17 protein-coding genes are annotated in these 14,523 nt (G+C 38.0%); all 17 read right to left on the reverse strand.

All coding sequences use genetic code 11. The features are described from left to right. Positions 1-11: 11 nt before the first annotated feature. The 17 genes from GGR22_RS08555 to GGR22_RS08635 all read right to left on the reverse strand — a co-directional run bounded on the left by GGR22_RS08555 (position 12) and on the right by GGR22_RS08635 (position 14,470). Positions 12-1,451, reverse strand: coding sequence for a complex I subunit 4 family protein (locus GGR22_RS08555; protein ID WP_182493298.1), 1,440 nt, complete (start codon positions 1,449-1,451; stop codon positions 12-14). A gap of 10 nt (positions 1,452-1,461) precedes the next feature. Then, the gene (gene nuoL, locus GGR22_RS08560) at positions 1,462-3,342 is read right to left on the reverse strand and encodes an NADH-quinone oxidoreductase subunit L (RefSeq protein ID WP_182493299.1); all 1,881 of its coding nucleotides are present in this window, start codon (positions 3,340-3,342) and stop codon (positions 1,462-1,464) included. Positions 3,343-3,348: 6 nt separating this feature from the next. Beyond that, on the reverse strand, positions 3,349-3,669 hold the full coding sequence (gene nuoK, locus GGR22_RS08565; protein WP_121375920.1) for an NADH-quinone oxidoreductase subunit NuoK: 321 nt from the start codon (positions 3,667-3,669) through the stop codon (positions 3,349-3,351). Positions 3,670-3,671: 2 nt separating this feature from the next. Further along, complete coding sequence (locus GGR22_RS08570; RefSeq protein WP_121375921.1) at positions 3,672-4,190, reverse strand: NADH-quinone oxidoreductase subunit J family protein; 519 nt, start codon at positions 4,188-4,190, stop codon at positions 3,672-3,674. A gap of 1 nt (position 4,191) precedes the next feature. After that, positions 4,192-4,737 carry an NADH-quinone oxidoreductase subunit NuoI gene (nuoI, locus tag GGR22_RS08575; RefSeq protein ID WP_121375922.1) on the reverse strand — a complete coding sequence of 182 codons (546 nt, stop codon included), beginning with the start codon at positions 4,735-4,737 and terminating at the stop codon, positions 4,192-4,194. A gap of 66 nt (positions 4,738-4,803) precedes the next feature. Next, positions 4,804-5,838, reverse strand: a complete 1,035-nt coding sequence (gene nuoH, locus GGR22_RS08580; protein ID WP_182493300.1) for an NADH-quinone oxidoreductase subunit NuoH — start codon at positions 5,836-5,838, stop codon at positions 4,804-4,806. A 5-nt stretch (positions 5,839-5,843) separates the two neighbouring features. Further along, positions 5,844-6,893, reverse strand: a complete 1,050-nt coding sequence (locus GGR22_RS08585) for a 2Fe-2S iron-sulfur cluster-binding protein (protein ID WP_121375924.1) — start codon at positions 6,891-6,893, stop codon at positions 5,844-5,846. Positions 6,894-6,984: 91 nt separating this feature from the next. Further along, positions 6,985-8,352 (reverse strand): NADH-quinone oxidoreductase subunit NuoF, encoded by a 1,368-nt coding sequence (gene nuoF, locus GGR22_RS08590; protein WP_121375925.1) that lies wholly within the window; start codon positions 8,350-8,352, stop codon positions 6,985-6,987. 1 nt (position 8,353) lies between these two features. Further along, the gene (locus GGR22_RS08595) at positions 8,354-8,884 is read right to left on the reverse strand and encodes a complex I 24 kDa subunit family protein (RefSeq protein WP_182493301.1); all 531 of its coding nucleotides are present in this window, start codon (positions 8,882-8,884) and stop codon (positions 8,354-8,356) included. A gap of 135 nt (positions 8,885-9,019) precedes the next feature. Next, entirely contained in the window at positions 9,020-10,255 is a 1,236-nt protein-coding gene (locus tag GGR22_RS08600; RefSeq protein WP_121375927.1) for an NADH-quinone oxidoreductase subunit D, read from the reverse strand. A 25-nt stretch (positions 10,256-10,280) separates the two neighbouring features. Further along, entirely contained in the window at positions 10,281-10,802 is a 522-nt protein-coding gene (locus GGR22_RS08605) for an NADH-quinone oxidoreductase subunit C (protein WP_182493302.1), read from the reverse strand. Positions 10,803-10,810: 8 nt separating this feature from the next. Then, positions 10,811-11,359: an NADH-quinone oxidoreductase subunit B gene (locus GGR22_RS08610; RefSeq protein WP_121375929.1), complete on the reverse strand. Its 549-nt coding sequence runs from the start codon at positions 11,357-11,359 to the stop codon at positions 10,811-10,813. 118 nt (positions 11,360-11,477) lie between these two features. Continuing rightward, positions 11,478-11,843: an NADH-quinone oxidoreductase subunit A gene (locus tag GGR22_RS08615; protein WP_121375930.1), complete on the reverse strand. Its 366-nt coding sequence runs from the start codon at positions 11,841-11,843 to the stop codon at positions 11,478-11,480. Positions 11,844-12,145: 302 nt separating this feature from the next. After that, positions 12,146-12,346 (reverse strand): cold-shock protein, encoded by a 201-nt coding sequence (locus GGR22_RS08620; protein WP_027310289.1) that lies wholly within the window; start codon positions 12,344-12,346, stop codon positions 12,146-12,148. 217 nt (positions 12,347-12,563) lie between these two features. After that, positions 12,564-13,700 (reverse strand): hypothetical protein, encoded by a 1,137-nt coding sequence (locus tag GGR22_RS08625; RefSeq protein ID WP_182493303.1) that lies wholly within the window; start codon positions 13,698-13,700, stop codon positions 12,564-12,566. Positions 13,701-13,721: 21 nt separating this feature from the next. Then, the gene (locus GGR22_RS08630; RefSeq protein ID WP_182493304.1) at positions 13,722-14,171 is read right to left on the reverse strand and encodes a hypothetical protein; all 450 of its coding nucleotides are present in this window, start codon (positions 14,169-14,171) and stop codon (positions 13,722-13,724) included. Between the two features lie 53 nt (positions 14,172-14,224). After that, entirely contained in the window at positions 14,225-14,470 is a 246-nt protein-coding gene (locus tag GGR22_RS08635; protein ID WP_182493305.1) for a hypothetical protein, read from the reverse strand. Between the last annotated feature and the right edge of the window lie 53 nt (positions 14,471-14,523).

Here is a 14,523-nt window from a genome sequence, read left to right on the forward strand (position 1 = left end):
ATCTGACTAAATTAAATTCTGTTTATAACTTTTATGACCTCTTGAAGGCTTGGCGTAATCAAATCGATAATCGGTTTCGGGTACAATCCGAAAAATAATAAGACACCGATAATTATTACCATTACAATACCTTCATTGACATTGATATCTGCAAAAAACTTTTCGTTTTTATCTCCCAACATTACCTTTTGGAACATTCTCAGCATATAAAAAGCTCCCAAGATGATTGTTGTTCCACCAATAATACAAATGGTTACACTTCTTTGTGCCAAGCTGTAAAGCAATTCGAATTCTCCGACAAAGTTAAAGGTCCCTGGCAATGCCACAGAAGCCAACACTAATATCATAAACATAGAAGTGAACTTTGGCGCTTGTATTCTGATACCTCCCATTTCGGAAATTTTTCCTGTAGTGTATCTTCTAGAAATAATTTCTGCGGCAAAGAACAAGCCGACTACTCCAAAACCGTGCGCAAGCATCTGAAGGACCGCTCCTCTCAAACCGTCTAAAGTCAAAGTGTACGTTCCGGCTGCAATTAACCCAACGTGAGCTAAAGAAGAATAGGCCAATAGTTTTTTGATGTCTTTTTGTTTCAAGGCAACAATAGAACCATATACTACGCCTGCTACGCTCAACCCTACAAAATAGAATAAATATTCTTTTGCTGCAATTGGAGCAAGAGGTAGTTGCCATCTGATGATACTATACAGCGCCATTTTTAGCATAATACCTGATAAAAGCATGGTACCGACGGCTGGTGCTTTTTGGTATACTTTTGCCTGCCATGTATGGAAAGGAATAAGCGGAATCTTTATCGCATATGCTAAAAAGAAGCCTAAGAATATCCATAACTGCTCTTGAGAAGTCAATTTTACGTTGATCAAATCACTCAAAAGGAAGCTTCCCGCTTTTTGATAGAGGTAGATAAATGAAACCAGCATGAACAGAGATCCGGCGAAAGTGTAAATAAAGAACTTCACGACTGCTTTTTTTCTGCTTTGCGGATTGCCGCCTCCCCAAATCAAGGCGATAAAGTAAATAGGAATTAAAGAAAGTTCCCAGAAAATATAGTATAAGAATCCATCAGCACTTAAGAAAGTTCCGACCATGGCAAAAACCATGAACAAGATCAAGGCGTAAAAATTCTTGGATTTAGCGTATGAATTTCCAAAAGACGAAAATATAATCAGCGGTGTCAGGGCAGTAGTAAGAAGAACCAAAGCCATAGACAAGCCATCAGAACCAAGTGCCAGATAAATTTTAGGCATTGCTACCCATTGTAGCATCAAGCTGATGTTTTGTCCTGAATTATATAAGGTCAAAAGATATATTGAGGCGCCGAAAGCGGCAAGGCTAAATAGCAAAGCTGTTTTAGAAGCCCATTTGTCTCCGGATAGAAAAGTAGCAATTGCTCCGACTAATAAAATAATTAATAATAAAGATACGTCCATTAGTGATGAATTATTGTGCTAAAAATAAATAAGCGATAATTGAAGCAGTTCCGATTACGAAAGCGAAAAGATAAAACCCAACGCTTCCGTTTTGGAGTACTTTTCCTTGTGTCCCGACCATATTTGTCACTTTTCCTAATCCGAAAATAAATCCAGACAAGGCTGTTTCAATAAAGTTTTTCGAGAAGCTGGCTATAGCATAGATAGGCTTCACGATTACCGCCATATAAATTTCATCTACATAAAATTTATTATATAAAACTTTTGAAAATCCAGTGATTTCGCTGTCTTCGCTAGGCACTTGAGATTTTTTGATGTAATTTGAATACGCAATTCCGATACCGATCAAGGCACCAACAACTGCGATTCCCATCAACATATAAGTGGTACCGTCTAAATGATGCTCTTCTCTTGCTCCGATAAAAATTGGTTTTAGATATTCGTTCAACCAGCTATGTCCTGGGAAGCTGATAAAACCTCCTACCGTCGAAAGAATTGCCAATATGATTAATGGAAAAGTAATGAGGCTTGGAGATTCATGCAAATGGTGTTTTTGCTCTTCTGTTCCTCTGAATTCTTTGAAGAAAGTCAAATACAACAAACGGAACATATAGAAAGCCGTCATGATCGAAGCTAAAGAAGCAATCACCCAAAGGGCTTTATTTTCATGGAAAGCAACCATCAAGATTTCGTCTTTAGAGAAGAAACCTGCAAAAATCGGAATACCAGAAATCGCTAATGTCGCAATCAAGAAAGTAATGTAAGTCACTTTCATGTATTTTCTCAAGCCGCCCATTTTTCTCATGTCTTGTTCTCCGTGCATGGCATGGATTACAGAACCAGAACCTAAGAACAGACAAGCTTTGAAGAAAGCATGCGTAATTACGTGGAAAACGGCAATTTCATAAGCTCCTAGACCTAAAGCCAAAAACATCAAGCCAAGCTGTGAAACGGTAGAGTAGGCCAATACTTTTTTAATATCATTCTGTACTAAAGCTATTAATGCGGCAACCAAAGAAGTCACGGCACCAATAATAGCAATAACCATTTGGATATCTGGCGTCAGATTGAATAAGAAGTTTAAGCGAGTAATCATGAAAATCCCGGCAGTTACCATGGTTGCAGCGTGGATTAACGCAGAAACAGGAGTCGGTCCGGCCATCGCATCAGGTAACCAAGTGTATAATGGAATTTGCGCTGATTTTCCAGATGCACCAATGAAAAGACATAATGTTCCAAAACCTAACCATCCTAAATCAACTGATTTTCCAGTAGCGACAGCGGTTTTGATTGTAGCGAAATCAACAGAACTGAATAAATATCCAAGCGTGAAGATTCCGATTAAGAATCCTAAATCTCCAATTCTATTCATGATGAATGCTTTTTTAGCCGCATCGTTATAGTCTTGGTTTTTATACCAGAATCCGATTAGGAGGTAAGAGCATAATCCAACGCCTTCCCATCCGATAAACATGATCAATAGGTTAGAACCTGTAACCAATGTTATCATGAAGAAGATAAATAGGTTAAGGTAGGCAAAGAACTTATGCAGATTTTCATCATCGTGCATATAGCTTATAGAGTAGATATGAATCAACGTTCCGATTCCTGTTACGAATAGCAACCAAAGAATTGAAAGCTGATCTAATAGGAAGCTGAAATTAACATTGAAATTTCCAAGGGTCATCCAATGAAATAAATCAATTTGTATAGGCTGCTTTGTGTTATTTATTTGAAAGAAAAAGTTTAATGCAACTGCAAAAGAAATGGCAACAGCGATTGTCCCAATTGTTCCAGAAACATTGCGGCTGACCTTTTTTCCTAGAAATACATTAAATAGAAACCCTGCAAATGGGGCCAATAATAAAAGTAAGAGTAAGCTTGTCTCCATTAGGGATTATCCTTTTAAATTTTTTAATTTATCAATATCAATCGAATGAATGTTTCTGTAGATTCCGACCAAAATAGCTAATCCTACAGCAACTTCTGCGGCAGCAACAGCCATAGAGAAAAATACGAATACTTGTCCTGAAGCATCTTGATGATAGGTCGAAAAAACAACCAGCAAAAGATTTACTGCATTCAGCATGATTTCGATTGACATAAACATTACGATGGCATTTCTTCTGAACAAAACACCAAATATCCCGATACAAAATAAGAGTGTAGAAAGATAAATGTAGTTTTCAATACCTATTTGTTGTAAAACATTCTGCATAACTATAAGCTTATTTTTTCTTCTTTTTTAGACAACAATACGGCTCCAATCATGGATACTAGTAATAATACCGAAGCAAATTCAAACGGAATCATAAAGCCATTTTTCTCGTCAAGCAAGACTTGGCCTAAGACTTTGATGGATTGGTAATCTTCGCCTGAAACATAATATTCTTCTATGATCGGCATTGATTTTAAGAAAGCCGCCAAAAGTACAAAGGCTACAAGACAGAAGGAAGCCACTGCAGCAATTATAGTGAGCCCGCTCTTATGCCGTTCATCTTCTTTGTTGAGATTCATCAACATTATCGTAAAGAGCAACAGGATCATGATGGCTCCAGAATATACTATAATATGTACAACCGCCAAGAACTGTGCGTTAAAAAGCAGGTAGTGTCCGGCTATCGAAAAGAAGCAGATTACTAGATAAATAGCGCTATGAATAGGATTCTTTGTCAAAATCGTCAAGAACGCTGTTGCTAAAGTAATCGCGGATAAAATATAAAATACAGTTGTCAACATATTAATTAGCCGTTTTCAATTTAGTGTTATTCAAAGCCTGCTCTAAAGGCATCACCAATTTATCTTTTCCATAAATGAATTCACCTCTGTCGTAGTCTGCTTTTACAATCTTTTTAGATGTAGTCAGGTAAATAGCTTGTTTTGGACAAGCTTCTTCGCACAGACCGCAGAAAATGCAACGCAACATGTTGATTTCATAGATTGAAGCGTATTTCTCTTCTCTATAAAGATGTTTTTCGTCTGGTTTTCTTTCTTCTGCTTTCATCGTAATAGCTTCGGCAGGACAAGAAAGAGCGCACAAACCACAAGCAGTACAACGCTCACGGCCTTCGTCATCACGCATCAGCATGTGCTGTCCGCGATACACTGGACTCATTGGACGAACCTGCTCTGGATATTTAATGGTTACTTTTCTCGTGAACAAGTGTTTGATCGTAATAAACAATCCTTTCACGATCGCTACAAGATAAAGGCTTTCTAAAAAGGTCATCTTTTTGTTGGAAACCTCTTTCTTTCTGCCCGATAATGATATAGTCTCTATACTCATTTTGATATATGGTTTCAGATTTTGTGGAAGTAAACTTCCGTCAATCTTTATATTAATCTTAACTAATTAGCTGTCAAATAATAAAATTACAACTCCGGTTACTACAATATTGGCAATCGCTAACGGAATTAAAATTTTCCATCCCAAGCGCATCAACTGGTCATAACGGAATCTCGGAATTGTCCATCTTACCCACATGAAGAAGAAGATGAAGAAACAGATTTTTATAAACAATACTATGATTCCGATCACATTAGCAGGATTCACACCCCAGTTTTCAACAGCCCATTCCATTCCTGGATAGTTGTAGCCTCCAAAATAAAGGACTGCTAAAATAGTTGATGAGATGAACATACTTGCATATTCCGCAAATAAATAGAATCCCATTCTCATAGATGAATATTCTGTATGGTAACCACCGATCAATTCGGCCTCACATTCTGCCAAGTCGAAAGGCGTTCTGTTGGTTTCTGCAAAAGAGCATACCAAGAAAATGATAAAGCCAATCGGCTGATAGAACACATTCCAGTGCATGCCGCTTTGGTTCGCTGAAATTTCTCTTAGGCTCAAGGTACCTTCCATCATCAACAAAGCAATAATTGAAAGTCCCATAGCTACTTCATACGAAATCATCTGCGAAGCCGCACGCATGGCAGACATCAACGAGAATTTGTTGTTAGAAGCCCAGCCTCCAATCATGATTCCGTAAACACCGACTGACAATACTCCAAATATGTATAGGATGGAAACATCAATATCGGTGGCTTGCAGGATAATATCTCTTCCAAATAGATGCAGCTTGTCTCCCCAAGGAATAACGGCACTTGTCATTAAGGCTACGCTCATCGAAATTGCAGGGCCAACAACAAATAGGAATTTGTTTGGCGTGTCTGGCAAGAATTCTTCTTTTGAGAATAGCTTCAGACCATCGGCAAGTGGTTGCAGGATTCCTCCTTTTCCGGCTCTGTTCGGACCGATTCGGTCTTGAAGCCAAGCCGCAACTTTTCTTTCCGCAAGCGTAGAATACATCGCCATCAGCATTGTTATTGCAAAGATGATGACAATGAAAATTCCTTTTTCTATAATTATCGTACTATCCATTTCGATTAAATATTACCTTCCTTAAATGCTTGCTCTTCTTCTTTTTTTAGAGGAACTGCTGGCATACTGATTTTCTTTCTGTCTTGGTCGCGTCCTTTTAAGATTCCTTTTTCTGTTTCGATTACAACCGTATCTAATTTTCTAGTGTAATTGTTTTGGTTGATAACAGAATCTTTCTCGAATTTTCTTGGACCTTCAATAACCCAGTCTTTTGTGTCTTTATGGTCAAAACGGCATTCGTTGCAAATGAATTCTTCTACTTCGTGGAATTCGTCTTTTCTTCCTGTAACTCTTTGGATTTCGTTACCGAACATCCAAACTGTAGTTTTTCCGCAGCATCCTGGAGTCGTACATTCTCTGTGTGCGTTAAAAGGCTTGTTGAACCAAACTCTAGATTTGAAACGGAATGTTTTGTCGGTTAATGCTCCAACAGGACAAACATCGATCATGTTTCCAGAGAATTCATTGTCGATTGCTTTTGAGATACAAGTCGAAATATTAGAATGATCCCCTCTGTCCATAACGCCATGAACGCGATTGTCAGTCAATTGATCCGCAACCATCACACATCTGTAGCACAAAATGCAACGGTTCATGTGCAATTGGATATTCGGACCAATATCTTCTGGTTCAAAAGTTCTTTTTTCTTCAATATAACGAGTCTGTGATTTTCCATGCTTAAAGCTTAGGTTCTGCAAATCGCATTCTCCGGCTTGATCGCAAACAGGGCAATCCAAAGGATGATTAATCAGTAAAAACTCCGTAACCGATTTTCTAGCTTCTGTAACTCGGTCTGATTTGATGCTGTTGACTTCCATGCCGTCCATAACACCAGTCACGCAAGAAGCCATTAGTTTTGGCATTGGAGTAGGGTTGGCGTCACTTCCTTTTGAAACTTCAACCAGACAGGCACGGCATTTTCCGCCAGAACCTTTTAGTTTTGAATAATAGCACATCGTTGGCGGAACGGATTCGCCACCAATCATTCGAGCAGCTTGCAGGATAGTGGTTCCTGGTTCTACTTCTATTGTTTGACCGTCTATTGTTACTTTCATTTTTTTATTCTTGATGTCTTAAAGTTGTAAAGCTTCCAAGTCTTCAAGCCTTTGACTTTATGACTTTCGACCTTATGGCTTTCGACTAAATTTAAACTGTTTGCTTTGCTACCAAATGTCTTACCTTTTCAAAAGGCTCGGCCACAAAATGGTCTCTGTTTTTTATTTTTTCTGGGAAACGAACATGATATTCGAATTCCTCTCTAAAATGACGAATTGCTGCTGCAACCGGCCAAGCTGCCGCATCGCCTAACGGACAAATCGTATTTCCTTCAATCTTGCTTTGGATGCTCCAGAGCAGGTCGATATCTTCTTCGCGGCCGTGGCCGTTTTCAATTCTGTGTAATACTTTTTCAAGCCAGCCAGTTCCTTCACGGCAAGGCGAACACTGTCCACAGCTTTCGTGATGGTAGAATCTGGAGAAATTCCATGTATTTCTAACGATACAAGCGGTGTCATTATACACAATGAATCCGCCAGAACCTAGCATAGATCCTGTGGCAAAACCGCCGTCGCTTAATGATTCATACGACATCAATCGGTCTTCTCCGTTTGCAGTTTTATAAATCAAGTTGGCAGGTAAAACAGGAACAGATGAACCACCTGGCACGAATGCCTTTAAAGGTCTGTCATCGATCATTCCGCCAAGATATTCATCAGAATTCATGAATTCGTCAACGCTTAAACCGAGCTCAATTTCATAAACTCCAGGGTTTTTAATATGTCCTGAAGCAGAAATCAATTTAGTTCCAGTTGATCTTCCGATTCCGATTTTTGCATATTCTGCGCCGGTATTGTTGACAATCCATGGCACTGCTGCGATTGATTCTACGTTATTTACTACTGTAGGATTGGCCCAAAGACCAGAAACGGCAGGAAACGGTGGCTTGATACGAGGATTACCTCTTTTCCCTTCAAGGGATTCAATCAAAGCGGTTTCTTCTCCGCAGATATAAGCACCTCCTCCGCAGTGAACGTATAAATCTAAATTGTAACCAGTACCTAAAATATTTTTTCCTAACCATCCAGCGGCATAGGCTTCTTTGATGGCTCTTTCAAGAATTTTATAGATCCACATATATTCTCCGCGAATATAGATGTAAGACAAGTTAGCTTCCAAAGCAAAGCTTGACGTGATCATTCCTTCAATCAAAAGGTGCGGAATGTATTCCATCAAGAAACGGTCTTTAAAAGTTCCCGGTTCCGATTCGTCAGCATTGCAAACCAAATGTCTTGGTTTGCCTGATTTTTTATCGATGAAACTCCATTTCATTCCAGTAGGGAAACCAGCACCACCACGACCTCTTAATCCAGAGGTTTTCACTTCTTCCACAACTTCGTCCGGCGTCATTGTTTTCAGGGCTTTTTCTACAGAAGCATAACCGCCATTTTGGCGATAAACTTCATAGGTCTTAATCCCAGGAATACTTGCTTTCTCTAATAATATTTTCTTTGACATATTATTTATCGTGTAATGTAACCTTGTTATCTCTACAATCAGCTATCAGCTGGTCGATTTTTTCTTTGGTCAGATTTTCTTGGAAAAAGTCGCCTAGCTGCATCATCGGTGCATAGCCGCAAGCTCCAAGACATTCAACGCCTCTTACTTCGAACATGCCGTCTGCTGTAGGTTCTCCAACTTTTACGCCTAGCTTGTCGCAGGTGTAATCCATCAAGTTTTCAACGCCTCTCAAGCAGCATGGGGAAGTCTGGCAGAATTCAAACATATATTTTCCAATCGGCCTCTGATTGAACATCGTATAAAACGACACAACTTCATATACTTCGATCGGCTTGATTTCTAATATTTCGGCAACCTTATCCATCAGCTCGATGCTCAGCCAGTTGTCATGGGCATCTTGAACATCGTGCAAGACCGGCAGCAAGGCAGATTTTTTCTTGTCCGCTGGATAATGGCTCAAAAGCTCGTTGATGCGTTCCATCAAAGCTTCCGTGATATTTATTTCTTGTTTAATATGTAAACGTTCCATTTTTTGTTTCGGATTTTAGATTTTAGAACTGGGTCTAAAATTCAAAATTTATACTCCTAAATTATATTTGAGATTTATGATTTCAGATTTTTGAAACAATTGCCATTAAATCTAAATTCATAAATCATAAATTTCTTATGCGTCTAATTCTCCTGCAATTACATTCAAACTTGACAATGTAGCAATGGCATCAGAGAGCATCTGTCCTTTTACCATTTCATTAAATGCTTGATAGTAAATAAAGCAAGGTCTTCTAAAATGCAGCCTATACGGCGTTCTGCTTCCGTCGGTTATAAGGTAAAATCCTAGTTCTCCATTACCGCCTTCAACCGGATGATATACTTCGGTTACCGGAACAGGAATTTCTCCCATTACTATTTTAAAGTGATAAATCAAGGCCTCCATCGTAGTATACACATCTTCTTTTGGAGGAAGATAGTAATCCGGAACATCTGCATGGTAAGGACCTTCTGGCATTTTTGCCAAAGCTTGTTTGATAATGCTGATACTTTCCCAAACTTCGGCATTTCTAACGCAGAATCGGTCATAAGTATCTCCAGATTTTCCGACTGGGACGTTGAATTCAAAATCTTCGTAAGAGCTGTATGGTTGCATGACACGGATGTCGTAATCAACACCTGTAGCTCTTAAATTTGGACCTGTAAAACCGTAGCTCATGGCACGTTCTGCAGAAATCGGACCAACGTTTATCGTTCTGTCCATGAAGATTCTGTTTCGCGTCAAAAGTTTTTCAAATTCAGACCAAACCGGCGGAAATTCTTCTAGAAATTCATTGATTTTACGAAATGCTGCTGGACTCCATTCTCTTTCAAAGCCTCCGATTCTTCCCATGTTGGTGGTAAGTCTCGCACCGCAGATTTCTTCGTAGATTTCATATATTTTTTCCCTGAATTGGAATACATATAAGAAACCAGTCAAAGCGCCCGTATCTACACCTAAAACCGAGTTGCAAATGATATGGTCAGCGATACGTGCCAATTCCATTATGATAACTCGAAGGTATTGTACTCTTTTTGGGACTTCTATATTTAATGCTTTTTCCAAGGTCATCCACCATCCCATATTGTTGATAGGCGACGAACAGTAATTCATCCTGTCGGTCAATGGCGTAATTTGGTAAAAAGGTCTGTTTTCAGCAATTTTTTCGAATGCGCGGTGGATATAGCCAACGGTACCTTCGCCTTCAACGATTCGCTCTCCATCCATTAGAAGAATGTTTTGGAAAATTCCGTGCGTTGCAGGATGCGTAGGCCCTAAGTTCAGAATGGATAGCTCGCTTCCGTCTTCATTCTGCCTTTGCTTGATGATATCGGCATATCGTAATTCTGGTGGTAATAATAAGTCTGACATTTATATCAATATTATTTCAGTACTATTAGCAATTATCTGTTGTTCTTCCGAAGAAACGGTCGTCTTTATCAGTTCTTCCGCCATCTTCTAATGGGAATTCTTTTCGCATCGGGAAAGAAACCATTTCGTCCATGTTCAAGATTCTTTTCAATTGCGGATGGCCTTTGAAGATAATCCCGAAGAAATCGTAAGTTTCTCTTTCTTGCCAGTTGGCTCCAAGGAAAAGGCTGGTCACAGTATCGATCTCAGGATTTTCGCCATTCAAGAAACATTTGATTTTGATTCGTACATTATCCATCCAGTTGTGCATGTGGTATACGACAGCAAACTGCCTGTCTAATTCTGCGTCTGGATAGTGGATGCCGCAAACATCTGTAAGAAAGTTAAAACGCAAAGTCTTGTCATCTCTAAGAAACTGCATGACTTCGAGTATTGATTTTGAATCTACTTCAAAAGAAAAAATATCGTGTTGTTGCGTAAAATCGCTGACAATTAATTCGAAATTATCAACAAGCTTATTCTGTATATCGGAGGTTTCTAAAGCCATTTTTTTCTTTAAGAAATATTATATGAAGCTAGTAATTCTTGATATTCTGGAGAACTTCTTCTCCTTACGGATTCAGATTTTACCAAATCCTGCAAACGCATTACACCATCAAGTATTTGTTCAGGTCTTGGCGGGCAGCCAGGAACATAAACATCAACTGGGATAATTTTATCAATACCCTGCAAAACAGAGTAAGTATCGAAAATACCGCCAGAAGAAGCGCAAGCACCAACGGCTATAACCCATCTTGGTTCCGCCATCTGTTCGTAGACTTGACGTAAAATCGGAGCCATTTTTTTAGCAATCGTCCCCATAACTAGTAGCATATCGGCTTGGCGTGGCGAAAAACTCATACGCTCAGAACCAAAACGTGCAACGTCATAATGCGAGCCCATTGTTGCCATAAATTCAATACCGCAACAAGAAGTAGCAAATGGCAAAGGCCAAAGGGAATTCGCACGGGCAAGTCCGACTACAGTGTCTAGTTTTGTAGCGAAAAATCCGGTTCCTTCAACTCCTTCAGGAGCTTCTACCATTTTTATTTTTGAATCACTCATTTTTTCTTGATTTTAGATTTCAGATTTCGGATTTCAGAAAATCCAAAGCATAAATCTGTTCATCGGTTTTATAAATTTGAGAAAGTCTTATGTCGAAATTCTCAAATCAAAAATTTAATTATTCCCACTCTAAACCTTTTTTCTTCATCACGTAGAAAAAGCCCACGACAAGAAGAAACATAAAGATTCCCATTTTCGCTAGTCCGGCAAAGCCCATTTCTCTAAAATTCACTGCCCAAGGATACATGAATATTACTTCGACATCGAATAATACGAATAAGATAGCGACCAAAAAGTATTTTACTGAAAAAGGAATACGGGCGTTTCCGACAGATTCGATACCGCACTCAAAACTTTTATCCTTGTTGACCGACTTTCTTCTTGGGCCTAAAAAACTAGAGCCAATAATTGTCATAACCACAAACCCAACAGCAAGCAAAAATTGCATCAATATTGGGAAATAACTAGCCTGATCTGTATTCATAAAGAATTTATTTTATAAAATAGTTACAAATATACGAGCCAATATTTAAAACACAGCCTAACGATTTCAATACTATATAGTATTGTTGTTAATTTTAATTTAGAATGAATAAGAATAATAACCAGTTCTGTTTTGTGTAAATTGTGTATTTTATAGTTTTTTAATTTAAAAAAAAAGAATAGTGTAGTAATGTTATTAAAATTGTGCTATAAAATATGCAACATAATAAATTTAAGGTAAAAAAAAGCCGCTCCAATTGGAGCGGCTTAGTTGTGAGGTAACTAAAAATAGTATGCTATATATTAGTCTTCAAGTACTGCAACTTGTGCAGCGACTTTACCTTTTCTTCCTTCTTCTTCTTCGTAAGATACTCTGTCACCTTCGCGAAGTTCTTCCGCTCTGATTCCTGAAGCATGAACGAAAATGTCTTTTCCTGTTTCTTCGTCTGTAATGAACCCGTAACCTTTAGACTCATTGAAAAATTTAACTGTACCTGTACGCATTGTAATAATAAAAATAATTAATAATAAGCAAATGTAGTATTTAATCTAATACGAAGTATAATTTTATGTTAATAAATTGAAAAAAAATTATTGATTAGAAAATCTTTTTGTGATTATTTGAGAAATACAATAGATTGTTTTTCAGATTTTAAACTAAATTCTGTAATTTTTTTAATTATTTAAGAGAAAGATAAAACTCATAGTATTATCGTGAGGATTATTCAAACTCATTAATTCCGTATAAGATTTCTTTCATCTTAGATCCGTTGACTTCAACCGGCCTGTAGGCCATGTTGAATTTGTTTATTGCCACGTCGATATCATCTTTTAGCTTTTTATATTCAAGAGGAAGCTTGGTTTCGCATTGCTTCTCATTTTCATAGCTATTGAGGATAATCTTGAATTTTTCATAGAATTTTCCTCCTTGATCTATAAAGTTGTTGTATTGAGCTATAAATTGCAACAACCTGTCGATTGGAAAAATAATATTGACTTGAGAGGTATAAAGCTGCGGCCCTTGTTGTGTTTTCAGATTCGCCAAATAATCGTTCGTTTTTTGCCTTACGGCATCCCAGTCGTCTGATGTTCTGCAGCTTTCCAGTGTATTGGCATAACCGATCGGCTTTGTATAATCTTTGAATAGGGTTTCAATATCTGCCCTCATCTTGTCATTGCTTTTCTGCAAAAAGGCAGTTTCAAAATAAATAGTATTCAAATCATTTTGCATTCGGAGCGTAAAATCCAGGATACACTCAATATTTGCAATCTCCTTATCTTTTTCTTCTTTTGACAGTGATGAAACCATCAGGTTCGAAAATGTCTGGACAACAGAAACAATAGTATTGGTGCCCAGAATAGACGTGAGATCAAAACCTGCTTTTTTATCCTTTTTGTTTTTTACGAGCTCTTTTAGTTTTTCGTATTCGGGATATTGGTTGGGATTCGACAGCTTATTAATTTCCGAGAATGTCCTCACCGACGCAAAATGATGATCCAGGCTCAATACTTTTTCGTATAAAAGCCGAATAATCTGGAGTCCTTTCAAGTATCTGATTTTGGAAAGATCTTGCATTTCTTCCTTTTTAAGAAGAAGAATTTCTTCCTTCAGGATGTCTTTTTGAATTAAAAAATTGATTTTTGCTTCTGCTTCTTTTACTTCATAAAGCTTTGCCGTCATATCTTGAATTCGGGATTCTTTTTCCTTGATTTTCGGAGCATAATAGGCGCTTATCTTTTTAAATTCTTTTTGCATTTCCTGAAAAATAGCATTGAACTCGGGATCGGAGCCATTGGCATGAGCCGATGGAATCGTAGTGAGAAAAACGAACGTAACCAATAAGACTAATCGTATCATAATTGTAGTTTTTTAGTTCTCTTAAAAGGATAACCTAATGAGGATATACTCGGCATTGATTTCTATTGGATAGCTTCCGGCAGCAATTACAACATTTGTTGAATTGATGTTGATTGCTTTTAGAAAATCTTGCTCGACAGTATAGGGAGTATTTATTCTGAAAGTAAGACTTTCTCCAGAATTGACGTCTTTTAATGCCTTGCCCATGATGGCGATCTGTTTTTCTTCAGAAATGGTCGCTTTTCTTATTCCTATGCAAAAAGAGTTTTCTCCGGTTTTGTATGCATTTGCATTCGAAGTTTTGGGGTCTTGGCCAGTTGTAAACAACTTGCATACGGAACCGCTCAAGAGGCAGTCAGGAAATTGCCTTCCCAATCCATTATCGTCAATAGCGACTTTGGGATTTGGACTGCTTTGCGCTAATGAAAGCCCTGAGAATAAGAGTGCCGCGATGTATAATATTTTTTTCATCTTTTGTTGTTTTAGAGCTGCAATTAAGGTTGATTTAATCGGAGCTTGGTTAATCATCGTGATCTTGTCTTGCTTGAAAAGATTATGCTTCTCATGAACACAATGCATACAAACAATAGGTTGGTCAAGCTAGTGAATAGAAAGACTAATACGGTTTCTTTGGGACTGCTAATTTTTTCGCCTTCGTTTTTTACATAGCTTATCATTTCGTCATAATTTGATAGGTCAATTATAAAATAGAGATTGACAACATTGACAAGAATGATAAAGATTAGTGGTATTTTAGTGGCTAACTTCATGGTTTATGGTGTTATGAAGCAGGATGACTATTTTTCATTTTGATAGCTATTTT

Origin of the sequence: Flavobacterium gossypii (genome assembly GCF_014138495.1) — a bacterium.
Taxonomy (GTDB): Bacteria; Bacteroidota; Bacteroidia; order Flavobacteriales; family Flavobacteriaceae; genus Flavobacterium; species Flavobacterium endophyticum.